Annotated in this window: 26 protein-coding genes and 3 pseudogenes; 16 read left to right on the plus strand and 13 right to left on the minus strand. The window is 51.2% G+C overall.

Translation table 11 applies throughout. The features are described from left to right. Positions 1 to 174: 174 nt before the first annotated feature. The 5 genes and pseudogenes from BY447_RS20530 to umuC all read right to left on the minus strand — a co-directional run bounded on the left by BY447_RS20530 (position 175) and on the right by umuC (position 4,034). Positions 175 to 908: pseudogene (locus tag BY447_RS20530) on the minus strand (SDR family oxidoreductase). Between the two features lie 650 nt (positions 909 to 1,558). After that, on the minus strand, positions 1,559 to 1,786 hold the full coding sequence (locus BY447_RS20535) for a hypothetical protein (protein ID WP_110332057.1): 228 nt from the start codon (positions 1,784 to 1,786) through the stop codon (positions 1,559 to 1,561). A gap of 2 nt (positions 1,787 to 1,788) precedes the next feature. Next, positions 1,789 to 2,274: a DUF2778 domain-containing protein gene (locus BY447_RS20540; RefSeq protein ID WP_110332058.1), complete on the minus strand. Its 486-nt coding sequence runs from the start codon at positions 2,272 to 2,274 to the stop codon at positions 1,789 to 1,791. Positions 2,275 to 2,430: 156 nt separating this feature from the next. Continuing rightward, entirely contained in the window at positions 2,431 to 2,685 is a 255-nt protein-coding gene (locus tag BY447_RS20545) for an EexN family lipoprotein (protein ID WP_146211008.1), read from the minus strand. A gap of 86 nt (positions 2,686 to 2,771) precedes the next feature. Beyond that, on the minus strand, positions 2,772 to 4,034 hold the full coding sequence (gene umuC / locus BY447_RS20550; protein WP_110332060.1) for a translesion error-prone DNA polymerase V subunit UmuC: 1,263 nt from the start codon (positions 4,032 to 4,034) through the stop codon (positions 2,772 to 2,774). 162 nt (positions 4,035 to 4,196) lie between these two features. Between umuC and BY447_RS20560 the strand changes: the two genes are divergently transcribed. The 5 genes from BY447_RS20560 to BY447_RS20575 all read left to right on the plus strand — a co-directional run bounded on the left by BY447_RS20560 (position 4,197) and on the right by BY447_RS20575 (position 6,403). Next, on the plus strand, positions 4,197 to 4,499 hold the full coding sequence (locus tag BY447_RS20560) for a hypothetical protein (protein ID WP_323859537.1): 303 nt from the start codon (positions 4,197 to 4,199) through the stop codon (positions 4,497 to 4,499). Between the two features lie 261 nt (positions 4,500 to 4,760). Further along, entirely contained in the window at positions 4,761 to 4,943 is a 183-nt protein-coding gene (locus BY447_RS23425; protein ID WP_199226969.1) for a hypothetical protein, read from the plus strand. Beyond that, positions 4,912 to 5,241: a GNAT family N-acetyltransferase gene (locus tag BY447_RS23670; RefSeq protein ID WP_416376696.1), complete on the plus strand. Its 330-nt coding sequence runs from the start codon at positions 4,912 to 4,914 to the stop codon at positions 5,239 to 5,241. The genes BY447_RS23425 and BY447_RS23670 overlap by 32 nt, the downstream gene beginning before the upstream one ends. A gap of 375 nt (positions 5,242 to 5,616) precedes the next feature. After that, positions 5,617 to 5,862 (plus strand): hypothetical protein, encoded by a 246-nt coding sequence (locus BY447_RS20570; RefSeq protein ID WP_323859518.1) that lies wholly within the window; start codon positions 5,617 to 5,619, stop codon positions 5,860 to 5,862. Between the two features lie 31 nt (positions 5,863 to 5,893). After that, positions 5,894 to 6,403: a GrpB family protein gene (locus tag BY447_RS20575; RefSeq protein WP_110332062.1), complete on the plus strand. Its 510-nt coding sequence runs from the start codon at positions 5,894 to 5,896 to the stop codon at positions 6,401 to 6,403. 192 nt (positions 6,404 to 6,595) lie between these two features. Here the strand turns inward: BY447_RS20575 and BY447_RS20580 are convergent, their stop codons facing one another. Continuing rightward, entirely contained in the window at positions 6,596 to 7,021 is a 426-nt protein-coding gene (locus BY447_RS20580) for a VOC family protein (RefSeq protein ID WP_110332063.1), read from the minus strand. Positions 7,022 to 7,473: 452 nt separating this feature from the next. Here BY447_RS20580 and BY447_RS20585 point away from each other — a divergent pair, with 452 nt between their 5' ends. From BY447_RS20585 to BY447_RS20595, 3 genes are all read left to right on the plus strand, one after another. Then, positions 7,474 to 8,088: a protein phosphatase CheZ gene (locus tag BY447_RS20585; protein WP_110332064.1), complete on the plus strand. Its 615-nt coding sequence runs from the start codon at positions 7,474 to 7,476 to the stop codon at positions 8,086 to 8,088. Between the two features lie 440 nt (positions 8,089 to 8,528). Continuing rightward, on the plus strand, positions 8,529 to 9,230 hold the full coding sequence (locus tag BY447_RS20590; RefSeq protein ID WP_033784918.1) for a glutathione S-transferase family protein: 702 nt from the start codon (positions 8,529 to 8,531) through the stop codon (positions 9,228 to 9,230). A gap of 248 nt (positions 9,231 to 9,478) precedes the next feature. Then, positions 9,479 to 10,042 (plus strand): TetR/AcrR family transcriptional regulator, encoded by a 564-nt coding sequence (locus tag BY447_RS20595; RefSeq protein ID WP_033784917.1) that lies wholly within the window; start codon positions 9,479 to 9,481, stop codon positions 10,040 to 10,042. Between the two features lie 196 nt (positions 10,043 to 10,238). Here the strand turns inward: BY447_RS20595 and BY447_RS20600 are convergent, their stop codons facing one another. Beyond that, positions 10,239 to 11,597 (minus strand): esterase-like activity of phytase family protein, encoded by a 1,359-nt coding sequence (locus BY447_RS20600; RefSeq protein WP_110332065.1) that lies wholly within the window; start codon positions 11,595 to 11,597, stop codon positions 10,239 to 10,241. A gap of 381 nt (positions 11,598 to 11,978) precedes the next feature. Here BY447_RS20600 and BY447_RS20610 point away from each other — a divergent pair, with 381 nt between their 5' ends. The 5 genes from BY447_RS20610 to BY447_RS20630 all read left to right on the plus strand — a co-directional run bounded on the left by BY447_RS20610 (position 11,979) and on the right by BY447_RS20630 (position 18,069). Next, positions 11,979 to 14,189, plus strand: a complete 2,211-nt coding sequence (locus tag BY447_RS20610) for a DUF2157 domain-containing protein (RefSeq protein ID WP_110332066.1) — start codon at positions 11,979 to 11,981, stop codon at positions 14,187 to 14,189. After that, the gene (locus BY447_RS20615) at positions 14,182 to 14,712 is read left to right on the plus strand and encodes a GDYXXLXY domain-containing protein (RefSeq protein ID WP_110332067.1); all 531 of its coding nucleotides are present in this window, start codon (positions 14,182 to 14,184) and stop codon (positions 14,710 to 14,712) included. The genes BY447_RS20610 and BY447_RS20615 overlap by 8 nt, the downstream gene beginning before the upstream one ends. Before the next feature lie 192 nt (positions 14,713 to 14,904). Beyond that, the gene (locus BY447_RS20620; RefSeq protein WP_110332068.1) at positions 14,905 to 15,591 is read left to right on the plus strand and encodes a hypothetical protein; all 687 of its coding nucleotides are present in this window, start codon (positions 14,905 to 14,907) and stop codon (positions 15,589 to 15,591) included. Between the two features lie 360 nt (positions 15,592 to 15,951). Next, on the plus strand, positions 15,952 to 16,569 hold the full coding sequence (locus BY447_RS20625) for a dTMP kinase (RefSeq protein ID WP_110332069.1): 618 nt from the start codon (positions 15,952 to 15,954) through the stop codon (positions 16,567 to 16,569). Between the two features lie 186 nt (positions 16,570 to 16,755). Beyond that, a complete protein-coding gene (locus BY447_RS20630; protein ID WP_110332070.1) occupies positions 16,756 to 18,069 on the plus strand; it encodes an NAD(P)/FAD-dependent oxidoreductase in 1,314 nt (437 codons plus the stop codon). A 108-nt stretch (positions 18,070 to 18,177) separates the two neighbouring features. Here BY447_RS20630 and BY447_RS23675 read toward each other — a convergent pair whose 3' ends face one another. After that, the gene (locus BY447_RS23675; protein ID WP_416376694.1) at positions 18,178 to 18,483 is read right to left on the minus strand and encodes a hypothetical protein; all 306 of its coding nucleotides are present in this window, start codon (positions 18,481 to 18,483) and stop codon (positions 18,178 to 18,180) included. Between the two features lie 351 nt (positions 18,484 to 18,834). Here BY447_RS23675 and eptA point away from each other — a divergent pair, with 351 nt between their 5' ends. Further along, positions 18,835 to 20,484: a phosphoethanolamine transferase EptA gene (gene eptA, locus BY447_RS20640; protein ID WP_110332072.1), complete on the plus strand. Its 1,650-nt coding sequence runs from the start codon at positions 18,835 to 18,837 to the stop codon at positions 20,482 to 20,484. Between the two features lie 119 nt (positions 20,485 to 20,603). Here eptA and BY447_RS23555 read toward each other — a convergent pair. Then, a pseudogene (locus tag BY447_RS23555) lies at positions 20,604 to 20,705 on the minus strand (LysR family transcriptional regulator); the annotation flags it as partial. Between BY447_RS23555 and BY447_RS20645 the strand changes: the two are divergent. Beyond that, positions 20,698 to 20,832: pseudogene (locus BY447_RS20645) on the plus strand (MOFRL family protein); the annotation flags it as partial. The pseudogenes BY447_RS23555 and BY447_RS20645 sit on opposite strands and share 8 nt — an antisense overlap. A 224-nt stretch (positions 20,833 to 21,056) precedes the next feature. Here BY447_RS20645 and BY447_RS20650 read toward each other — a convergent pair. From BY447_RS20650 to BY447_RS20665, 4 genes are all read right to left on the minus strand, one after another. After that, positions 21,057 to 21,734: an anti-sigma factor gene (locus BY447_RS20650; RefSeq protein ID WP_110332073.1), complete on the minus strand. Its 678-nt coding sequence runs from the start codon at positions 21,732 to 21,734 to the stop codon at positions 21,057 to 21,059. Beyond that, positions 21,731 to 22,279, minus strand: a complete 549-nt coding sequence (locus BY447_RS20655) for a sigma-70 family RNA polymerase sigma factor (RefSeq protein WP_013196003.1) — start codon at positions 22,277 to 22,279, stop codon at positions 21,731 to 21,733. The genes BY447_RS20650 and BY447_RS20655 overlap by 4 nt, the downstream gene beginning before the upstream one ends. Positions 22,280 to 22,340: 61 nt before the next feature. Continuing rightward, positions 22,341 to 22,901, minus strand: a complete 561-nt coding sequence (locus BY447_RS20660) for a fasciclin domain-containing protein (protein WP_095707976.1) — start codon at positions 22,899 to 22,901, stop codon at positions 22,341 to 22,343. 129 nt (positions 22,902 to 23,030) lie between these two features. Continuing rightward, on the minus strand, positions 23,031 to 23,432 hold the full coding sequence (locus tag BY447_RS20665; protein ID WP_110332074.1) for a RidA family protein: 402 nt from the start codon (positions 23,430 to 23,432) through the stop codon (positions 23,031 to 23,033). Between the two features lie 114 nt (positions 23,433 to 23,546). Between BY447_RS20665 and BY447_RS20670 the strand changes: the two genes are divergently transcribed. After that, complete coding sequence (locus BY447_RS20670; protein WP_110332075.1) at positions 23,547 to 24,140, plus strand: TetR/AcrR family transcriptional regulator; 594 nt, start codon at positions 23,547 to 23,549, stop codon at positions 24,138 to 24,140. Positions 24,141 to 24,150 lie beyond the last annotated feature (10 nt).

Here is a 24,150-nt window from a genome sequence, read left to right on the forward strand (position 1 = left end):
ACTCCCGTAATGAGTAGTTTTAAATAAAAATTAGTACTCCACTTTAGTCAGAGAAGCTGAAATTTCTCAAAGTCCGGTTCTGGCACAAAGCGGACTGACGGCAGGCCAAGGTCCGCTATGAGTGAAGAGCGGAAGTATGAATGTTTGTTTAACTCTATTGGCTTTTAGCCACTCTTATCCCAGGTCTTCGCGAGTTGGACCTTGAAAGTAGATACTGCTTATATGACAACTTCGTGGCTGTGTCAGCACAAAACGAATTGTTTCCCAGACTGAGCGCCCATTCATCAGACGTTCCCCCATTCTGAATTCACTGTCGACAAGCGTATCTAATCCTGTAAGTTCGAAATCGGGTGGATACAACCCGGTCACACGTATGTTTTCTTCGGACAACTGCTGTGACAGTTTGGTGATAAACCCGCTAAGCCCATGTTTGCTGGCGAAAAAAGCAGGATGCGCAATTGAATCCGTAAAATTCGGGATCCCACATGAAGATATAATTGAGACGATATCAGCATTGTCTGAACGTCTTAACCCGGGCAGCAGAGCCTGAGTCAGTAGAATCGAACCTGTCAGACCTGAACTAACGGTATTGATAATTTCTGTGTCGGGCTGATCGTCTAATCTCCCTGACAACCACTGAGCAGCATTCAGGATTAAAATGTCTATAGGCTTGTCTGAAATTAACAGCTGTGAAGAAAACTGAGAAAGGGATTCAGGCCGGGTTAAATCACAGATATACCCTTTTGCAATGCCGCTTTCAGCAGTTATGATGCTGCAGGTTTTTGAATATCTTCAGCCCGCCGTGCACAAAAATCTACCTCGACGCCCTCTCGTGCCAGCCACACGCACAACGCCTGGCCAAATCCCCCGCCACCACCGGTAATAACAGCCCTTTTACCTCTCAGCATCTTCATTCATCCCTTTTCCTGATGACTATGTGTGGATGTAGATATACATGAGGAAGTTAATTGTCATCTTTCAGTTAATGCTCTTTTTACATGAGGAACAGAAATAAGCTGCACTGCAAACTGTTTGGCGTGTGTCAGGGGATTAGCAATGTCCGCTTCTGGCACAAAGCAGCCCCTTAGATGACCAAAGGCATGATGTGTTTATTTTGGAAGATAGCGCCTGAAGTTACTTAAAGAGATTATCAGTACCATACTTTATTGATGTATCCTTGCCCGGACTTTCACAAGGAGCAGGTCTGGAAATGAAATGTGGATTTTGTGGTACACACGTACCTGATAATTATACCGTCTGCACGGGCTGCCACGCTGAGTACAGACTGGAGCCAGCGAGAACGGGATGCAGGCCGGCATTGCCGTTGCTGACGGGCATAATCATATTGTTTTGTACTCCGGCCATCATTGAACTGGGGCTGAGACGCCCATTCATTGCAGCAACTATTTTCACAACCGGTTTAGTTCTTTTTATTGGTGGCTGGAGACGTTTGAGACGTCTTCAAAAAGTGACTCCGCGAGTAGGGAGATGGTACAGGAAGAGAATCTGATTTTTAGAAGAGTCACTTTCCTAATCAATCATACTCATACAGGCATGCTCAACGTTTTCTGAACAAACCTTTCAGCGCCCACACCAGTACAAAAGACATAATGACAGAAAGAATGATATTGGCTGTAAGTACAAAGTCGATGGTTGCTTCATCGCCACTGATATTGAAAAGACCGGCGATGGCATAGAAGAATGTAACCGGCACTATGACAGCAATAGCCTTTGAGATTGCTATCGCACAAATAACAAACAGTAAACCCAGTAAAATAATGCGCATCGTTAGTATACCTTTATCGTTCCATAGGCTTTGAGCTGGCTACCAGGAATGTTCAACGTCGGGCCGGATTTCAGGAACATGTCGCGCATGTAATTGAACTGAATGGGGTGTTGAAGAGTAATGCAGCCTTCACTCAACCCTAATGGCCCAATGGGGTGCAGACGGAAATTACCACGCTTAACTCCCTGAACAAACGTGTAGTCATCAATTTTTCCATCGTCACGATAGAGCCCAAACCACGTTGAGCGATCCGTTCCGTAGACTTCTTTCAACAACCGTTCTTTGAACGGCCCCAGTCGTCCACCTGTAGGCCGCTCAACGATAAAATAGCGGCCACGAACAATCGGCCCTATGTCGGGGACGTTTGTTTTTTCTGGATTATTTCGGCCTTCTTTTTGACCAGAGAAAGCAGGAAATGTACCAATGCCCGGGCAATTGAGGCTCGCCATTTCACGGCGATTGAGAAGAAAATAACAGCTATATGACATGAGAACGCCATTCTTTATGTGCAAATATAGTAGGACCAGTGGATAATAAAATTAAATGCTACCTTCTGATAGTGCAATGTTAATTGTGCGGGGCAGTTGCCTGGGATTGTCCGGGGAAGGGCACAAAAAAACCGCCTGGCGGCGGTTCATTCTCAGCTAACTCTTGGGACCATCAAGAGTCCACTCTTTAGGTTTACTCTCTGTAATATTGCCGTCAGCGCGAACAGAAGCATCAATCGCATTCCGGCAGTCCTCGGAGCCGCGTGGGTCGGACGCTTTTTTGCACTCTTCAACTTTTGCATTGCGTTCCTTATCGTGCGCCTTATACCACTCAAGGCTCTGCGCGCCAGCATCGCAACCGGTAAGCAGGGTAGCCAGTAACCCCAGTGAAATCAGTCCTGTTTTCATCATTTCTTCCTTTTAATGGATTAATTGCGACGGCAATTGTAGACCAACAGCGCGACCGGGCGCACTAAGCAAAGACTGCGAAAACTGAGTTACTTTATTTTTGGGATATCTTTTAATCTCGTTGTGTAGCGAGGTGACAGCATTTCACGTTTCATCTGCCATGAACTGTCGCGATCACCCTGACCCGCGAAAAAGACTTTTCCTTTCCCGGATCGATTAATACCGTCCAGTGCTGCCATTAGCGCGTCTGCGTTCGCACGCGGCTGCTGCTCACTGAACATGTCAAACTGCGCAACACCTGACTGATAAAAATCTCCCAGCATGACGCCAGCTTTCGCATACCGGTAACCCGCCTGCCAGATGGTGCTGAGGCCGCTTAGCGCTGATTCAATGATGTCGCGGGTATCGTTCGTCGGATAATCACAGATGCGAGAGGCGGTATTCGAATATTGCGGTTCATTACCGTGACGAGCGGTGGCGATGGAAACACTGATATGTCGGCAGCGCGAATTCTGCTCTCTAAGTTTTTCCGCCGCACGTGTGGCATACAGCACGATTGCCTGCTGCATGTCTTCCAGTTTTATGACTCTTTCACCAAAAGATCGCGAGTTTAGAATGTGCTGCTTTGGTGGCGGGGCATCTTCCAGTGCAATGCAGGACTCACCATTAAGTTCGCGAGTAGTACGCTCAACAATAACGTCAAAATTTTTCCGTATCATGCTGATGTTGCTGTCAGCCAGCTGCAGAGCCGTTGTGATCCCCAGCTGGTGCATGCGTTTGGTAATGCGCGGGCCAATCCCCCAGATATCACCGACGTCGGTCAGGTGCAGTAGTTTTCGCTGCCGGATTCTGCTGGACAAATCCACGACGCCCCCGGTCTGCGTCCACTTCTTTGCCGCATGGTTAGCCAGTTTGGCCAGTGTCTTCGTTGGTCCGAACCCTACGCCAATAATCAGCCCGGTTTCACGCCGGATGCGCTCGCGCATCTGCTGCCCGAATGCCTCAAACGGGATGAGGTTATCAATCCCGGTAACGTCCAGGAACGACTCATCAATGGAATATACTTCCTGTCCCGCGGCCATCTCGCCCAGTATGGCCATCATGCGCGCTGACATGTCGCCGTACAGTTCATAATTGGAGCTGAACACATGCACACCATTCTGCCGGAAATAACGCTCGTTCTGGAACAGCGGAGCAGCCATTTTGACGCCTAAACGCTTTGCTTCTGCCGATCGCGCGATAACGCAGCCGTCATTGTTCGACACAACGACAATCGGTTTGCCGCGAAGGTCGGGCCTGAATATGGTTTCACATGAGGCGTAAAAGTTGTTGGCATCGGCCAGCGCAAACATTACTAACCTCCTGCAGGTCCGTTAAATCCAACTCCGGCTACATCGGTGAGGGCATAGGCAACCACACCCCACACCGGGAGCGTCTGGCTCACGTCAAGCAGCGTTACAGTCTCGTCCGTATCCAGCGCCTGATGGGCGGGTAAGCGGACGGTTAATCTGCTGATTAACGATCTCAACACTTTTTCACACCCTGCCGGTCCGGGCATCGACATTGAAAGTGACCAGCCTGTTTATCTTAGGGTTGATGTCAGGCTTGACGCCGCCTTGTTTTATTATTCTCTCGATGAACAGAACTGGCATAGCGTCGGAGATTATGTCGAGTACAGCAAGTTATCAGATGAATACTACAAAGAGAGAGGACATGAACGTTTTACCGGCACCTTTGTGGGGCTCTGCTGTCAGGATTTTACCGGCGAAAACGTACACGCTGATTTCGATTATTTTCTGTATGAGCCACTCAGCTGATGTACCCGCGAAATCCTGTAAGCCCGCGAGCAGCTGCATTAAAATAGTGTACTGATGCGGGTCTGAACAGATGCTCTCAGGCGGGCACATCAAAAGGTACATCGGGCATCCTCACAAAGCCCTTAATTCGCGGCTACTAAAGTCCGCTTCTCGCTCTTAGCGGACATTAATGACGTGGTATTTATAAAAACATGGTGCAAAACTCTTATTAAATTGAGCTATCTAGTGGAAGTGAAAATTTAAGACCGGAGAGAGCCTTAAGTGAAAGCATTTACGGTGCGTCGAATTAATGAGAGCGATCCAGAAGATTTCAGAAGATTAAGGCTGGAAGCATTGCTCCTTCATCCAGACGCTTTTGGCGCGTCCTACGAAGACTGGAGCCAGAAGCCAGCACCTTTCTTTGCTGAAAAAATTGCGAACCAATTATGTTTTCGGTGGATTTGACCTTCACAACACCATACAGGGCCTGATTGGTTTGAGCTTCAGTACCTCACCAAAGCTGAGTCATGTCGCTACTATCTGGGGGATGTATGTCCGTGCCGGGATGAGGGGATCGGGACTATCATCAGGGCTAATGGAGGCTGCGCAGAAAGCTGCAAGCTCAGTAAGAACTATAAAGCTTTCAGTCGTCACAACGAATCATGCCGCGTATGCACTCTATCTGTCGTACGGTTTCACTAACTGGGCCACTGATACTGCTGCGCTTTACGCTAAGGGTATTTTCATGACGAATATCTTATGAGACGAGATTCGGAAAACGACTCATACATTCAATGAAATGACATCCTGTTTAGGTTTCCACTACTATGTTGTTTAACTTAACCTGGTGAGATTGATCTGCTTCCAGTTAATTCTCACACAATGCTTATAATCGTACCCGATGTTCGCTCTTTGCAGACACTATGTACATCAGAAATTGCCTGCATCGGCAGTTAAGATGCAAGCGTACTGTTGTAGTCATTCAGACGTCCGCCATGATCATTTGAGGATAAGCAGAATGCTCCTGGAAAAGCTCAGATTACTTGAGTGCAGCCTTCATGGTGACAGGCGAAACGATCGGGAGTGGCTTGAGCTGATTCTTCATCCTGCGTTCCGGGAAATCACCCGATCAGGTGTAATGGTCAACCGATCAGAGACCATTACGGCGCTGCTGAGTGAGAAGGATGCACCCTTTATTCTCAGCAGCGATTTCCGGCTCACGGAGATGGGCTGCGGTAGCGCGCTGCTTCACTATCGGACGTTTTGCGCTGATGGCAGCCATCCTTCATTACGTTCCTCTTACTGGATTTGTTCAGATGAAAACCAGTGGATGCTGTTTTTTCACCAGGGAACGCCAGCGGCAGGCACAGAGGTTCACGGGTGAGCTGCATACTCAGGGCTGAGGAGATGTGTTTATGCGGACGGTTATAGTTGTGCCATACGATGATAAATGGCCTGAGATGTTTGCGGAAAGGTTACTGATAAAGACACTGCTCGGTGGTGTGGCTAAAGATATCCATCACATTGGCAGCACATCCGTGACTGGTCTCTCAGCAAAACCCATTATCGACATATTGCTGGAAGTCTCCGACATCCATGAACTGGATAGATACAATAGTGCAATGGCCCACGCCGGTTATGTTATCCGCGGTGAGAATGGGATATCAGGCCGAAGATATTTCATTAAGGGTGGCGAACAGCGAAGTCATCAGGTGCATGCATTTGCTAGTGGCGATATGCAGGTACCAAGACATCTTGTTTTCCGCGATTACTTACGAAAAAACACTCACATCGCAGGGATGTATGCTGAGCTGAAACACTCGGCAGCACGACTCAGCAGGAACGATGCTCATCGCTACAGCGCGCTCAAAGCAAACTTTATAGCACATCATTTACGTCTGGCCCAGGCTGAGTCAGAACGATAAGGAATGAGTTCATTGCAGGATGTCATGTCCCCTTTTATCCTTCAGCAGACTTCACCCTGCTGGTATCTCCGCTTTATGCCGGAATCGCACTGCGCCAGCCGTGAACTTAATTGAGATTTTTCGCCGTAAATGCTGGAGTCCACGGCTGAGTTGTCATCGCTGAAAATCGTGAAATTTTATTAAATGGGGTAACTATTCTTCGACTGTGTAGTTATCCGCTTCAGGAGAATAACCCCGACAAACGCATGCCAGCTTATGCCCGTCAGGATCGCGCAGATAGGCAACATAAAAGTCGGGGCCGTATAAGGTTCGTGTGCCTGGAGCGCCTTCATTCTCTCCACCCGCAAGAAGGCCGGCTGCATGAAAGCGTCTGACAAGTTCCGCGTTATCTGCACTGAATGCGAACATGGTTCCGTTTCCAGCCGTCGCGGTATGTCCATCAAAGGGAGGGCAAATACAAAAGCTGAACCCCTTATCCGGATTATTGTCATCTCCCCACATTGCCCAGTCCTCTGTCCAGGCTGGCTGTCGCGAATAGCCGAGGACGTTAAAAATAGCGTCATAAAAGTTCTCGGATCGCTGAAGGTCATTTGTACCCATCGTGATATACGTCAGCATTTGATTACAACCTCTCGCCGTTTGTCTCAACAGATACTATACCGTTCACAGCAGCAATGAATATTTACCTGACACGCCACTTTCCGCTTTAAATCAGAGCACCGGCTATCAAAAGCACCTTATTAATGGCGGCAGCTGGCATGCCCTCTGTTGTTCAATAAGTGACTTTGCTGACGGTAACGTTCTCTGCTGTAGAACCACAACTGAAGTCCGCTTCCCGATCAAAACAAACGTAACCGCTGGCATCATGCTCCAGGCATATCAGCCCGCGGTGTGAACACAGATATTCAGCCACATTTTCCCTTTCCGGACCTGACAACATCCGCGCCGAGGCGTCTTCTTAACATTCTGATACGTCTGTTCTGAGGGAAAAATCACAGGAAATTTAATAAACCGCCGGACGCTGCCGATAACCTCAGGTATCGAAACTTCGTACGCAGGAAACAGCATCCATGTCACCATTCGACACCCATAGTAAGCAGCAGGAAATTACCGAGATTACGGCACGTGCTGGCTACATCCTGCGGCAGCTTCGCGACAGTCTGCAACAGCTGGGCCTTGATAAAACCATTGCCGATGTGGCGGGAAGTATCCCGAACGCCCGTGAAAGGCTGGGTTATGTGGTCACAATGACCCGCGAAGCCGCAGAGGGCGTCATCAACAGCGTAGAGATCACGCAGCCTCTGCAAACCGAACTGGGCGAAAAAGCGGAGAAGCTCACACAACGCTGGGATGTCGCTTCCGGGAATCCGTCGGACAAAGAACAGGCTCAGGCACTAGCTGTGGATACCGCGGCCTTGCTGGATGAGGTCCCTCGTATCACGGGTCTGACACAACAGCAGTTGCACGCAATTATGATGTCACAGGGCTTCCAGGATCTCACCGGACAGATAGTTCAGGCGATGATGGCCGTGCTGAATCAGGCTGAGCAGCAGCTGATACAGGTTATCCGTGATAACACCGGCTCACATGGCACGGCCAGTGCGCCGTCTAAACCCGCCTCCCCATCAGAAACCCCTGCCAGTCAGGATGATGTAGACGACCTGCTGGCCAGTCTGGGAATGTAAACCGAATGAAAGAAACCCGGATAGCACTGACAATAAATATCAGGGTAATCCGGCGTTCTTACTGAAAACAGATGTGTTATTAAGCGTCCGCTCGTAGCGCCCGCCTGTTTTCGTAACCCATTAAGATGCCGACACCCGTCGGCTACATGGGCAGACCTGACTGCGACCACCCCACTCCATAGCCTTTTGGGAATCGCACTGCACCTGAATACCCTTTTGCATCGCTCCACACCCGTCATCTGCATTCGTTCAACCCTCCTGCGTCATCCTCTTCCCACCTTCAGCTCAGCCTGCGTTGAGATGTTGTACCGACCAGATGGACTGCCAGAATATTTACCTAACAAATGTTAGGTAGACATTGACGTGGGTCGATCTTGCAGCTAAGGTTTATCTACCTAACGATTGTTAGGCAACTCAGCCACCAACCCACAGGATCGACCATGACCGCTAAACTTCAGCTTTTCACCTCGCCTTCGGCCTTTCCGAACCCACAGCGCTTGCGTCTGTTCATGCATGAAAAGGGCATCGCTGATCAGTTTGCCGAGACCATCTATGACATGTCTCCTGGAGGAGAACAGCGTGGCTGGCGTCATTTGAATATGAACCCGTGGGGCGAGACGCCTACCCTTCAACTGGCTGACGGTAGTTATATTTCCGAAACGGCTGCTATCGTTCGTTATCTTGATCAGGAATATCCGGGGCGCAGGATTATGGGGGAGACCGCGCTGGAACAGGGTCTGGATAATATGTGGGATAACCGGGTGTGGGTGCATATCCTGTACCGCATCGTTACCGCATTCCACGTGTTGCACACCGGGCTCGGCTTCAAGCTGGAACTGACCAAAAATGAGGCCTGGGGCGAACACTGCCGTAAGGAAGCGTTGTCTCATGCCGCTCTGGTCAATAGTCATCTGTCAGACGGTCGCGAATGGCTGCTCGGCGGCGATGCTCCGACCTTCTCAGACATTACGCTGGCAACCGCGATCGCTTTCTCGAAATTCCCGGTCAATGCAACCCCACTGGACGAGCGTTTTGAGTTCTTAGATGCGTACTGGCAGCGCTGGACTAAACGTCCCGCTTTCCAGGCAGCCTACGCCGATGGCAATAGCGGCATTCCTGAGCTGGATTCGCCAGCCCGGTAATCCGCTCTTACTGGAAATGCTGGTACACCGGGATCGTTATCTGCTGACTTTCCCGGTGAGCACGGTTTTCCGGAAAGCGTCGGCTGTCGATGTCGCTTGCTGAATCCTGATGGAGCGACATCTGCCTGAGCATCCTGGACGCATTGAACTCACTGCGCTTACTGACAATCTGCCTGTCACCCGGTAAGCGTTTGCTGTAAATTAGCGTTCCCAGTTTAAGAGATTATCCCAATACCAAAGGCATCAAGATGAGCGTCAACGCCAGGGAAGCCATTTTGTTGGCGGCCAAAAAAATTGCCCAGTCCCAGGGTTACAATGGTCTGAATTTCCGCGACCTCGCCCAGGAAGTGGGTATTAAAGCGGCGAGTATTTATTACCATTTTCCAGGCAAGGCCGCTCTGGGCACTGCGGTTGCCAGACGATACTGGGAGGACGGTACGCTCGCGCTGGAAATTATCGAATCAGAAAGCCCCTCTCCGATTGATGCTCTGCATCGCTTTCCTGAAATATTTCGAAGATCGCTGGAGGCCGACAATCGTCTCTGCCTGGGCAGTTTTATGGGTGCGGAAAAAGATACCTTACCCCCTGAGATGAGCGAAGAGATTCAGAAGTTTGCTGATGTCAACATTGCATGGCTGAACAGGCTTCTGGTGGCGGCAAAGGTGTGCGAATCAGAGGAGAGTGAATCCAGAGCACGTGCAATTTTTACGGCCATTGCCGGTGCCCAGCTTATTGCCAGAAGTCGCTCTGATATCTCGCTTTTCGATTCACTGGTGGATTCATATCGCGCCTTCGGACCTCTGCCGGCATAGCTGCTGTCAGCAACTTACTTCAGCTAACATCCAGCTTGCTACATGCGCGCCAATGCGAAGCGGCGGCCGGTAGCGCCTGTACTTTTCCACTCAGGATTCTCCCCTTTGGCTCAATGCGCGACGGGCAAGAGCAAATGTATTACGCCGTGTCTCATCACCTGCGCTAAAGGGGTGAAGCCCCGAATCAGAAAAGCATTTATTTCAGCGATTCCGCCAGCGTGATAATCCACAACTTACTGTCTGACTCCGGTTTCTTCAGCAGCTTCAGACCGATGGTCGTGGCAACCGGCTTGTTATCCAACGTAAGCGTCCCCTGCTCTGTCACCCGATAATCCTTACGCTTCTTACCTTCAACCGGATTCTGCATCACCGCTTTCACGCCGAAGTCATTGTCATTAGTGACCGCCAGCGTTTTATTGTCGATCAGCGCCAGCCCTTCGGCTTTCTCCTGCTGCCAGCCCAGCTGACGTAAATCAACCACCTGCTTTTTAGTAGCGAACTTTATGCCGCGTTTCAGCAGCGTTTTCTCGTCGTCAGACTCGGGATATTCACCGGGCTTATCAAATGCTGAAAGCTCGGTAGCGGGGCTGAGATCCACCTTATAGACAAGGTTGCGCATCGCATCGTTTTTGTCGGTGCCCTGCTCTATCAGCAGGATATGCTGATTGTCGATCGCCACGATATCGCCAATTTTTGCGTCACTGTTTTTACTGTAAGCCTCGCTGTCGATCGGATATCCATACATTGCGGTTTTCCCGGTCGCCGGATCGAAACTCACCAGGCGGGTAAAGCGCGCCTGCTTTTTACTTTTACCGTCGATATCCAGCGTGCTCTGCACCGCGGCGATGATACGCCCATCGGGCATGCGGGTGATCCCCTCAAAGCCACGGTTTGGCTGACGCCATTTGAGTATGTTCGGCAGACCGCCCGCGATGGATTTCTCCCCTTCGGCGGCCTGCGGCCCGTGAATCGCCAGGATTTTACCGCGCTCATCTACGTTAATCAGGAACGGACCATACTCATCGCACAGCCAGTATCCGCCCTTGCCATCCGGCGTAATGCCTTCCGTATCCAGACCACGGTTATCGCCCTGCAGCGCTTTCAGCGTATCGCTTAGCGCGACCTCATTGGTTGATCCGATGACGCCATCCTGCAACGGCAATCCGTTAACGTTGCCCTTGTCGTCATGCAACGGTCGGGCATCTGTGGCCTCGGCTTTGCCGTTCTGCACCTGAATATTCATCAGCAGCGGGGCGAAGTCCGGCGTGACGAAAATTTTTGCCTCTTTCTTTCCCACATCAGGCGAGTCGGCATTGGGTCCGCGATCGGTGACGGTAACAAAGGTCAGCGTATCCCCCTGCTTACCGGTAAACAGCAAACCAGAGCCGATACCCACCGGCAGACCCTGAGGAAATGCGCTGGCGAAGGCACCGTTGTAACTCACGCGCGTTCCTTCGGGGAAACTGACGATGTAACGTTCGACCTTTGGCTGTGCCGCTAGCGTTGATAAAGAGAGTGCGCAACCGATAACCAGAGAAATCGCTTTTATTTTCACATTTTTATATCCGTTAAGGAAAGACACGAGCCTAGAGAATAAAAATGACAGAAAAATGAAATCACCGGGAAACACTGGCGGTTAACAGAGTGATTATTTTCCCGTGAGGTAAGCGGGATGAAACTGTCTGTTCAGACAATACGGTCCGTATCAGGACTTCAGTAAACTGAGGGGCTTCTGGTTAACGATGCTCACGATCATAACAATGCGACAGATCGCGCAGCGTTCACTCCCCGCCTTTGATTTACGCTGTTATATCCCGGAAAAGATGTTTACATTTGTTCAGCAAAATTATCTGCCGCTCATCAAAGCGCCATCACAGGGAAGAACCGTGGTTAACGTCATCATCAAAGTCACACCGCAAACAGAGGCAGGGAAAGTATGAGGGAGATTACAGCCGATAAGATAACCGGGATGCCATCACGAACGACAGCGTATCTTTGCCGTCAAATCGGGCATCTGGTCAAAACAGGAAGCCTGAGCCCGGAGACCTGCCAGCGCATCTTTGCTTTCTGTGGTATCAGACCCTCAGATGCGCAGTGGCGTCAGTTTCTTATCCCGGTACTTTGCTTTCTGGGATTACTGTCACTGGTTGCCGGGTCGGTGTTTTTTATTGCCTGGAACTGGGCCTGGATGCCGAAGATGGCGAAATTTGCCCTGGCCGAACTGCTGATCGTCGCGCTGGCGGTAGTGGTCTGGTGGCGCTGGTACAGCACGCTGGCACGCAGCGCATTACTGGCAGCAGGATTAAGTTTCGGTGCGCTGTTTGCGCTTTACGGGCAGATTTATCAGACGGGTGCGGATAGCTGGGAGCTCTTCCGGGCCTGGTTATGCATTCTTCTGCCGCTGGCGCTGATTGCCCGGCAAAACAGCCTGTGGTTTTGCAGCTGGCTGGTCGCTAACCTGGCGTTTCAGCTCTATTACACCGCCACGTTGCCCACGTCACTGCTGGACCTTGCCGTGACTGACAGCTTCTTCTGGCTCCCGACAACAGTGCTGCACGGCTATCTGGCGCTGCTGGCAGCCTGCCTGATTATCAGGGAAGTTCTGGCCTGGCAGGCAATAACGCATCACCCTCAGAGCTGGCTGGCAAGCCGCTGGTTCTCACGCGTCATGGCCGGATTTTTACTGCTGCTATTGACCACCATCGTGGCCGGAAATATCTCTGACGGGCACGGTGCTAACCATTTTATGTTAGTGACGGGCGGCTGGGTGGTCACCCTGCTGGCAGGCTATTACCTGTACCGTTATCGCCATGTGGATCTCTGCATGCTGACGCTGGGCATCGCCAGCCTGACGGTTGTGGGCTGCGCGCTGATCATGCAGCTATTTCTGGTGGCCTATGTTACGGCTGACCTGTATCTGACCGGCGTCCTGATGATTTTCTGGGTAGCGGCAAATGGTTCGATCCTGCTGAAGTGGCAGCGCAAACTGGCTGAAAAGGGGCCGATCGATCTTGCTCCGGCCAGACTGACCTTACTGACAGACGCCCTTAGTCAGCAGGGCCTGCTGAGCGACGCACAGATCAGGGAGATTCAGCAACGCGGTCACGCGTCGGACCTGCCCTGGTATCTGAGGCTGGCGCTGAGCGTCGGAGGCTGGGTCGCCGCGATCATTACTCTGTTACTGATGGCGCTGGCGCTCTATTCCACCGACCTGCTCGATGACCAGAATGCTGTCACCCTTATCCTGCCTTCACTGATCCTCGCCGTGATTGCCCGCGGCCTGTTACGCAGCGATCGTGACGGTAAGTATCACCTCGGGCTGGCATGGGCCATCGCGGCGACGTGCGGTCTGGTTTTCGGCGTTGTGTTACAAATCCAGAGCAATGACGTCAGCTTTATGATGCTGAGCTCACTGTGCGCATTACCGATTCTTACAGCGATGCCGGTGGCGATACCTGACCGCACTTACCGCTTTATGGCCATCACTGCCCTGACTTTTTTTCTGGTGCTGGCGGGCTATTTACTTTCCCTGCTCTATCTGTCGCCAACGGCAGGCCGCATTGCTGTTTCCCTGCTGGTGGCTGCGGTAATGTTTTTATGGCTGTGGATTGTCAGCCATCAGCTGGAATTACTGGCAGGATCCTATGCTGACGCCGTACATCCGCTACTGTATGGCATCCCGTCGGGTCTGATGCTGCTGAGTTTCCTCGGAATAAACGCGGCGGTTCTCATGGATTTCTTCTGGTCTTCTGCGCAGTTTTCAATGCTTCAGTCTGCGACAGGCACCGGTATTGCGGCAGGTGTAGTGCTGAGTACGCTCAGTCAGAAAAGAAGCGGTCAGCCGCTGTTTTCGATAATCACGCTGCCCGCCACCCTTATCTGCGGGGCTGCCGCCCTTTATGCCCCAGGTATCGGGCTGGGCTTATGGTTAATTCTGATGGCGCGTTATCTGGGAAGTCCGGGATTGCTGGTGGTCAGTGGCGGGTTCCTGGTGCTCTATGTCATTGGCTGGTATTACTTCCTGGAAGTGCTACTGCTGCATAAAGCGCTGTTACTGCTGGCTGGCGGTCTGGTTTTGCTGGGGCTGGCGTGGGGCGTCACAAAAGTGTTACCCGCACAAATCGGAGGTGCGAGTGAGAATGCGTAAAAAGAGCCGATGGCTGGCAGGCGCAGTGATAGCGCTGGCGCTGGTGACCGTTAATATCAGCATCTGGCAAAAAGAGCAGTTGCTTAAACAGGGCGCGATCATGATTTTACCCCTTGCGCCAGTTGACCCGCGATCCCTGATGCAGGGTGATTACATGGCCCTGAATTATGCCCTCACCCGATCGCTGGAGCAGACACTGTATCAACAGGCGGTGGCCTGCGGCGCGACCCGGTCATCGCCATGCCTGCCCACCAGCAGGACCCTGATTGTGGATCTCGATGCGCAGCGTCATGCAACTCAGGCCCGGTTTGATCAGGGTGAGCCGCTACAGACGAATCAGCTACGGGTGAAATACCATCAACACTCCGGATCGCTGAACGTCGGCACCAACGCTTATTTCTTTCAGGAAGGTCATGGCGAGCGTTTCGCGCAGGCACGCTACGGGGCATTCCGCGTGGGGAACGATGGCACAGCTCTCCTGACAGATCTGCTTGATGAGCAGGGAAAGGTGATTCAGCCTTAGCTATGCAAGACGCTCGCTGACCTGCATAAAACAGACTGACAGGCGGGCTTAATAGTTTTACTGAAAGGATTTCTGTAGCAGCGCATCACGATGCCTTCGCAGGTCTGCGGCCATCGGGTTAATCAGGTAGCCTGAAACGTCAGTCAGAAATATCCTTAGCGACAAACAGATTTAAATAGCAAAAGGTCTGATATGAAATCGATGAATCTGCACAACGTCTACCGTTCTGCAAATGAGAATACCGTTGCGATGTGGAGGGAAAATGCAGGCATTGGCGATATCAGGCAAGGAAACTACTACGATCCGGTAAAACTCGCTCTCGCAGCAGGCATACAGCCGCCTGTATCCTCAGATGTCTCACGTCTGCTGCGTGAACTGCAGCAACTTACGAGAGAGGATCCGCTTGCCGATGTTCTGCCAGCAGACGGTTTTCATTTTACCTTTTTACCTCTGACCCTGCCGCTCTATCACGAAAACACGCCGTTGCCCGAAAAAGTGGATCAGCTGACGGCTATCTGGACCGGATTTGAGGCGAAGAAAATCGTTATCAGGCATCTCCGGCTCGTTGCGTTGCCCGGTCAGTTGTTGCTCGCAGGGATCCCTGAAAGTCCTGCTGTAACCATGCGCCAGTCATTCTGCGAAAAGGTGCTCAACTCTGACTGGAAAAATGAGCTGATGATGCGTCATTCGGGCAGCCTATTACCGCCCCCCTTCTGGCACAGCACCCTGCTGCGTTACAACGCGGCTTTTTTACCCGCAACCTTACGTCACTATTTTCTGGAACGTCAGGCCGTTGATTTTGGGGAGGTCGCCGGAGAACTGACGCTGGCAAAGATCAACTACAACTGGACAAAATGTTACCCATTACGGGTTAACTGATGCGATGTGATTCCCTGTCAGAAACGATTTTTGGCCTGCATTTGTGTGAGCTTACTTATAGCCGCATAGATTCACGTTTTTCTCTCAAACCCTCCGTCAGCAGACTAAATCAGGATCTTTTCGTTTACCTGGCTGTTCCCGTAAACTACAGGACGCAGGTTTTAATTCATGAACACGCAAAGAGGATGATAAAGCCTGCCAGGCAGAGCCGTTACATTATTGTCTGTGAATACTCCTCGATTTTGTTCTCGCAACCAGGGCCGACGGCTCAGGAAAATACCCGCTTATCACACCAGGAAATAACATGCTTTTGGCGAATGTACCTTTTACTGAAATCCTGACTCAATCGTCATTCCGGGCATGAGTCGTCAGCTGTTTGTTTCTCTGGATGGCCCCAAGGGAGCCGGTAAAACCACGCTTCTGGAGGCCATTACGCAAGTGCTGAGGGCAGATAATATGAAAGTGATCCGACTCAGCGAAAAAAAGAGCGATCCTTTCAGGGCGGAATCCATGGCACTGGTTAACCGGCTCGCCAGAGATCCCTCGGCAGATCTGGAATGGGAAATCTGTCAGCGCTTTGCTGTCAGCCGCGCCTGGATTTCACAGAACGTACTGGCTAAACAGCCACAGGACAGCGTTATCCTGATGGATCGCTGGTATCCATCGGATGCCGCGTTTCGCCGGATGGTTTCTTTTACAGAGATTCTGCAGCTAAACCGTGCGCACAACGTCCGCGCGCCAGATCTGCATGTCGGGGTGGTCACTGCGCCCGAGGTTTCCTGGGAAAGAGCCGCAGCACGATCGCGTGGCCTGGGAAGTACGGTAATTCACCGCCTTGAAGAACATATCGCCTGCACCCGCGCGTTTGAGCAGGAAGCTGCGAATAACGGCTGGTTTTTATGCCGCAATGAAGGGAGCATTGAAGAGGCAACGAAGCAGGTGGTGGCTGAAATTAACAGTGTGCTTTGTCGCTCCTGAATAGCAAAACATAAAACTCTGTGGGCGCGTAATCCTCTTTCCTCCGCAAATCCGCGCGCATTGGGTTGTACAGAAAAAACCCTTTATTTTACTTGTCTGAAATCAAGATTAGTCAGATTACCGCTGGCACAGGCATCCCGCTTTCCCCTATAAAATTGCTTTATTTTTCATATAAGGCACAGGGAATTGCGCTACGCATCAATACCATTCAATCATAACCAACCGGGCTGGCCTGCGGGTGAGCACAGTTTTTCGCCACAGCCAGCGTTGCAGGGCGATATCACTGCAGACTGGGTCATCGTCGGGGCAGGATTTGCAGGTGTCGCCTTTGCGCGCCGTCTCGCGGAAATCAATCCCAACCTGAAAATCATCATCGTCGAAGCTCATAGCACACAGCAAAGCGCCTCGGCACGTAATTCCGGCTTCGTTATCGGCCTGCCGCATAATATTGGCAGTTCAACGGCCGAATTAAAGAAGGCAAACGCATACCGGAATTTGCTTCAGGAAGGCATTCGTCAGCTGGAGCAGGTTATTTCTCAGCATCACCTTCAGTGTGACTGGGAACGGGTCGGCAAATATCACTGTCAGGCTGAACCTGGTAATGACGCTATTTTAAAGGAGTATGCCAGCCATCTCGATCTGATGAACGAGCCGTGGCAGATGTCAGACAGCGAGGAGCTGTACCAGAAACTCGGTACGCACTTTTACAGCAAAGGAATTTATACACCGGGCTGCGTGCTGGTTAATCCGGCGCAGCTGATTGCCGGCATGAACGCGTGTTTACCTGAGAATGTTCAGCGCTTCGATAACACACCCGTGCTGGGGATCCGTTACGGCAGCATGGCTGAAGTGCTGACACCTTTTGGGGTGATCAAAACGCCAAAAGTGATGCTGGCTACCAATGCACTATCGCCGGAGCTGCGTCCGGGGCTTTCGCGTCAGGCTGCTATGGCTACCTTCGCCAGCATCACCGATCCGCTGATGGACGAACAACTGGCTACCCTGCCCCCGATGCAGAGCTGGGGACTCACGCCGGTTAATGCCATTGCCGGAGCGACCTTCCGTTTTACCTCAGATCGCCGTTTCCTGATTCGCCAGCATGTCATACCCGCGCTCAGGGGCCAGGTAAATGCGGCACGAACTTATGAGGCGGCCCGGCTGCATGAGCACTTATTTAAGAAAGTTTATCCGACGCTGGGCAGTGTGAAGATCACCCACACCTGGTCTGGCACCATCAGCGTCACGCGTAACGGCGCGCCGGAATGGGGTATGCTGAACAAGTTTCTCTGCACGGCAGGCGGCTGTAACGGCGCAGGCATTTCAAAGCAGACCGTGGCAGGCACGCTGCTGGCGGATTTCATGATGAAACAGGATAACCCGCATATTGCAGATATGCTGTCGCTGGGCAAAGCCAATGTCATGCCCCCTTCGCCAGCACTGGATATCGGCATTGCCCTGTCGCTGATGAAAGAGCGATATCTGGGCCGTAAGGAAATTTGATTTTTTTATACAAACGGGCCTGAACAGACCGCTTACGAGGATATTTATTCAGGCCCGCCTTTTCGTTAAATATGAGTTCTTATTGATTTCGTTTCACTTCAGATCGGTTTATTCAATGGATAAATCATTTACGACTTTCGCGACACTTTTGATACGACGAATGTTGCCAATGCCTGTCCCAAGCGAGATATAGCCTTCGTCTGTATTACCTTCCAGCATGATATCCGCCTCTTTTAATTCACGGAACAATGCTGGAATGATCGCGCTTTCGCCATAGCCGGTATAGACCACTACTCTGACGCCCTCTTCTTTTATCACCTGCAGAATAGGCGGCATCCAGATGTCGTTGTCGGACTGGGGGAAAAAGAATAAACAGGCACTGACGCTATTTTCTCTATAAATTCCGGTCCTCATTCAGAGCCATGGCAGCTATCCAATCGTTAAGTAACGCGACCCTGTCAGGTTTGAAATCGCGTTTTCTTAAACGAACCGGCGTGATCGGCATCACAAATTAACTACATAAACCGCACAAAGTGTAGCAAAAAGTTCATTTTTACTTAACATTAACAGGAGTGAAAATGAGCCTATCGTCAATCCATCAGGTTATTAACGATATTAAACAGGTGTTTTAAAGCAGTTATTTACATTATCACGGTCATCAACCCCTCAGCTCAGAGTTGCTGGCATATAAATTTTATTAACGCTTGCTGATTATTTCAGAAAGAACTTTATTGGCTTATTTCCGCAAGGTTATGGAATACCTTTATGCCACGATTTAATGTCAGTCAGCCCGTATTGCCCCGCGTCGCGTTCATATTGCTATTCTCACTTTATATCGCTGTTTTCCTTAATTTCGCTTTTTACAAACAGGCCTGGTCACTTATTGCGCCGGACGGGATGAGCAGTATGCTGTTTTTCCTTTCCATGCCGATTGTCGCTTTTAGTGTGATAAATAGTGTCGTGACGCTGGCCTCCTTTTTCTGGCTGGACAGGATAACCATTGCGCTGTTTATCATTGTCGCTGCCATAGCCCAGTACTTTATTCAGCACTATGGTATCGTTCTTGATCGTTCAATGATTACCAATATGGTGGACACCACACCCGCTGAAAGCCTGGCACTGCTGACGCCGAAGATGATATTACTAATATTCTTTACCGGCTTCTTTATGGCCGCACTCGCCTTCTGGCCTGCTTTTAAAAAGTCGGTACCGGTGTGGAAGGGATTACTTCAGCGCGGGTTAAGCCTGGTTATTTCAGTTGCATTAATAGCGCTGATAGCGATGTTTTTTTATAAAGACTATGCATCACTGATTCGTAATAACCACCAGCTATTGAAATCCCTGAGCCCTTCTAATTTTATTGCGGCCTCGCTCTCTTACTATAATCATCGCGAGCGGGCGAATCTTCCTCTGGTGAAAATAGGTGAAGATGCCCATCAACGCCCCCAGATGCTCAACGGCCCGAAAAAGAACCTGACGATTCTGGTCGTAGGCGAAACGTCCCGCGCCGCTAATTTTTCTCTGGGCGGTTACCCACGCTCCACCAACCCTTTGCTGGCAGAAGAAGACGTTGTCTACTTCCCTGACGTCGCATCCTGTGGCACCTCTACGGCAGTCTCTGTCCCCTGCATGTTCTCAAATATGCCGCGCAGACACTACGATGATGCGCTGGCCAGTCATCAGGAGGGATTACTGGATATTATTCAGCGAGCTGGCCTGAGCGTTTTGTGGCATGAGAACGATGCAGGATGTAAAGGTGCCTGCGACCGGGTGCCTAATCAGGATATGACAGCGCTCAATCTTCCGGGAATGTGCATCAAAGGCGAGTGCTATGACGAGGTGCTTTTCCATGGCCTGGAGACCTATATCAACCAGCTTCAGAGTAATAGCGTTATTGTGTTGCATACGATTGGCAGCCACGGCCCAACCTACAATCACCGTTATCCGCCGGCTTTTCGCAAATTTACACCCACCTGTGAGACGAAACAGATTCAGGAGTGCTCTCAGGAGCAACTGATTAATACGTACGACAATACCATTCTCTATGCGGACTATATTGTCGATAAAGCGATTGAATTACTCAAAGCCCATCAGGAGAAGTTTACAACCAGTCTGGTTTATCTGTCAGATCATGGTGAGTCACTGGGCGAGAAAGGCGTCTATCTGCATGGCCTGCCCTATGCTATCGCACCTGAATTTCAGACTCGCGTGCCGCTGCTGATCTGGCTGTCACCCGATTACCAGCAGCGTTATGCCGTGGACTACACATGCCTGAACCGGCTGGCGACTTCGCAAAAATATTCTCAGGATAATCTTTTTTCAACCATGCTGGGCATGACCGGCGTTCAGACCCGCGAATATGTCGCCGCAGACGATATACTGGCGACATGCCGCAATACGCCCGCAGAAAAATAAGAGTGATAAAGCCTCTGATGGGGGCTTTTATCTGGCTGGATGCTATCGGTAAAACTGTACATCGCTCAGGTAAAATAACTTATTTGATCCAGTAATTTATTCCTGAAAATAATCGATATTTACAGTTCACGTGTCAGCGCATCGAGATTATCAGCAAGCATATCCAGCAGGGCGCTGACATAAAGATTATTGTTTCCCTGATGCCACATCGCACTGAGCGGCCTTAATGCCCTTAAATTTCTCGATGATCATGACAGTTACAGCTATTTTCACGCGCTGGATGATCTGCTGATAACCGGTCCTACGTTAACAAACGTCAACGATATCCGGGCAATCCTGATTGCGTGAGCGTGTCGCTCTCCCGCGTACCGGGGGAGCGACGTTTTATCCGTTAACGCAGATCACTGCCCTGGCCATTCACGAACGGGCTGGCTAAGGGGCCGACTCATTTCAGTTATACATTTAAAAAACACAGACTGACCGTCTGGTGCATGCTTTGGCCTGGCTACCCCTCTTCCAGGCCAAAACGTGCAATAACCGCCAGGCGGCAGATAAATCCCTGCTGATGAAAGTTAAAGCAGCGTGACTTTGCCCTGGAAAATCACCGGCCCGGACGGCCCGCTGAGTTTGGAACCACCCACCGGTTCCAGACTTACCGCCAGTAGGGTCTTATTATCCAGCTCCCCGGAAGGCAACTTAAAGGCGTTACTGTCACGGTGATCGATCAGTCCCAATGATTGTGGCGGAGCACTGCCCTTAATCAGCCACAGCTGTAAGTTTTTATTTTCTGGCAGCGTGACGTTCAGTGCAGAAACCTGAATTAATGACGCGCGCTTGTCCAGACTCACCACAAACTGTACATCAGGCTGCGCGCCGCTGAGTACCGCGATCGGCTGCAGCGCGTGTGTCGCATCAGGCTTCGTCACCCAGCTAAATACGAGGATGCCGGTCATTGCCGCGGCGAGGCCCCAGCCGAGCCAGAATCCGGGAGGCTGCTGTTTGCGTTTTTTGCCGGGGATGCCAGGTTTCCGCTCAAGATTCTGCGCAATCTGCTGCCAGAGTGCAGAAGGCGGGGCGACCTCCTGAGTCGTCAGGTCAATGCCACTGAAAGCGCTCTGCCAGCGCACCACCTCAGCGGCAAAGGCTGCATCGTCATTAAAGCGTTTATCCAGCCGTTGCCGGGTGTCAGCGTCCGTTAGCCCAAGCACATATTCCGCGGCAGTGAGATCATCGTTTTCCTGACCAGTCATAAGCCTATGCACTCCCGAAGATGGGTTAACGCGCGACGGATCCAGCTTTTTACGGTGCCTTCGGGCTGGCTCATGGAGAGTGCGATCTCACTCTGTGACAGACCACGATAATAGGCGAGCGAAAGGCTTTGTCGCTGTTCTGACGGTAACTGCGCCATACAGTGCTGAAGGCGACGCGCCTCAGCAGGACTGTCGTCAGAGGGACGTGAACGCTCAAAACCCGCTTCCGCTTCGCTGATTTCCTCTATCGAACAGCATCTGTTCTCGTGTTTACGCAGAAAATCGATCGCTCTGTTTCTTGCAATGTGACTGAGCCAGATGAGCGGTTCACTGCGCTTGTGGTCGTAGTAGTTTGCCGACTGCCAGATTTGAATAAAGGTGTCGTGGAGGATCTCTTCTGCCCAGTCGCGCCGTCTGACCATACGCAGAATAATGCCGTAAAGCCGGGGTGAGAGGACGTGATAGAGCTGCGCCAGCGCAGATTTATCGCCGCAGGCAATCTGGTTCATTAAGTCAGCCTGAATATGAGGCACAGTTTTTGTCATCGGCTTCCCTGTTAAAGGTGTAGCCACAGTTTCAGTGGCTACACACAGTATAGGTAACGCTTTACGGCATCAGCACGGTATCGATAACGTCAATGACGCCGTTACTCTGATTCACATCATAAGTGGTAATGTTAGCGACATTGCCCTGAGCATCTTTAAGCTGAATGTTGTGCGGGCCGTTTGCCATCACCCACAGGGAGGCGCCATTTACCGTTTTCAGCTCCGCTTTGCCTCCACCCGCTTTGATTTTTTTCTCCAGTGCTTTCATATCCAGTTTTCCTGCAACCACGTGATAGGTCAGAACGCTGGTGAGCTTCTGTTTGTTCTCTGGCTTAAGCAGAGAATCGACGGTGCCCTGCGGCAATTTTGCAAAGGCGGCATTGGTCGGCGCAAAAACGGTAAATGGCCCCTTCCCTTCGAGCGTCGGAACCAGACCGGCGGCCTTAACAGCCGCGACCAGCGTGGTGTGATCTTTCGAGTTAACAGCATTCTCAACAATATTTTTTGACGGGTACATGGCAGCGCCACCGACCATGACCGTATCGCTGTCCATGGATGCCGCATAGGTGGCACCGCTGAAAACTAATGCAGAAAAAAGCAGAGTTGGCAGGAATGGTTTCATTTTCACTTCCCTCATTGAGTTTGCAGACAGGGCCGATGTGCCCTTATCTGTTAATACGAATGAGTGAAGAAAACGGATGCAAAAATTTTTAATTATTTTCTTCCGGCATCCGTTTACGGCACGAACAGATTATTTTTGTTGTGGCGGAATGCGGGCAATCACCTTGATTTCAAAATCAAATCCCGCCAGCCAGGTGACCCCTACCGCTGTCCAGTTAGGGTAAGGCGGCTGCGGAAAAATGGACTGCTTCACCTGCATGATGGTTTCAAACTGGTTCTCCGGATCGGTGTGGAACGTGGTGACATCGACCAGGTCGTCAAAAGTGCAGCCTGCCGCAGCGAGCGTGGCCGCCAGATTTTCAAACGCCAGGTTAACCTGAGCAGTAAAATCGGGTTCGGGCGTGCCGTCAGCACGGCTGCCCACCTGACCGGAGACAAACAGCAGATCGCCTGAGCGGATGGCAGCAGAATAACCATGCTGCTCATACAGGGCATGACGGTTAGCGGGGAAAACAGGTTCGCGCGTAATCATAGTGGTTCCTTTCATAGCGTCAGTCGGGAAAGCAGGATGCGGCGTACACAGGATTGATTTAATATACGCGGCGTATGTCAAATAATATACAAGGCGTATGTCAAAGGAGAGCTTATGGCCGCTAAACGTCGCGCTAAAACAATGGAAGAGAACCGTGCAAAGCTGATTGCATCAGCGCGCACCGCATTTGCTGAAAAAGGGTTTGCGGCGGCATCTATGGATGAACTGACGGCCAGCGTGGGCCTGACCCGTGGTGCGCTTTACCATAATTTCGGCGATAAAAAGGGGCTGCTGGCGGCGGTCGTAGCTCAGGTTGATGGTGAGATGGCGCAGCGGGCTAAAGCAGCCGCATCCGGCGTGGCAGATGAATGGGAGAAGCTGGTGGCAGAAGGCATCGCCTATATTCAGTTAGCCATGGAGGCCGAAGTGCAGCGTATTGTGCTGCGCGATGGCCCGGCATTTCTGGGTGATCCCGCGCAATGGCCCAGCCAGAACAGCTGTCTGGAAGCCACGCGTGAAACGATTGTGAAGCTGACCGAAAGCGGAACGATCAAGCAGGTAGACGCCGATGCTGCCGCGCATCTGCTGAATAGCGCAGCGCTGAATGCCGCACTCTGGGTCGGCTCCAGCAGTGACCCGGAAAAGGCACTGCCGAAGATGATCGAGGTGTTCACCCAGCTGGCGGGCGGCCTGCGCCAGAGTGATTAATCCTGAACAT

The organism is Pantoea sp. JKS000250, assembly GCF_003201065.1.
Lineage (GTDB): Bacteria > Pseudomonadota > Gammaproteobacteria > Enterobacterales > Enterobacteriaceae > Pantoea > Pantoea vagans.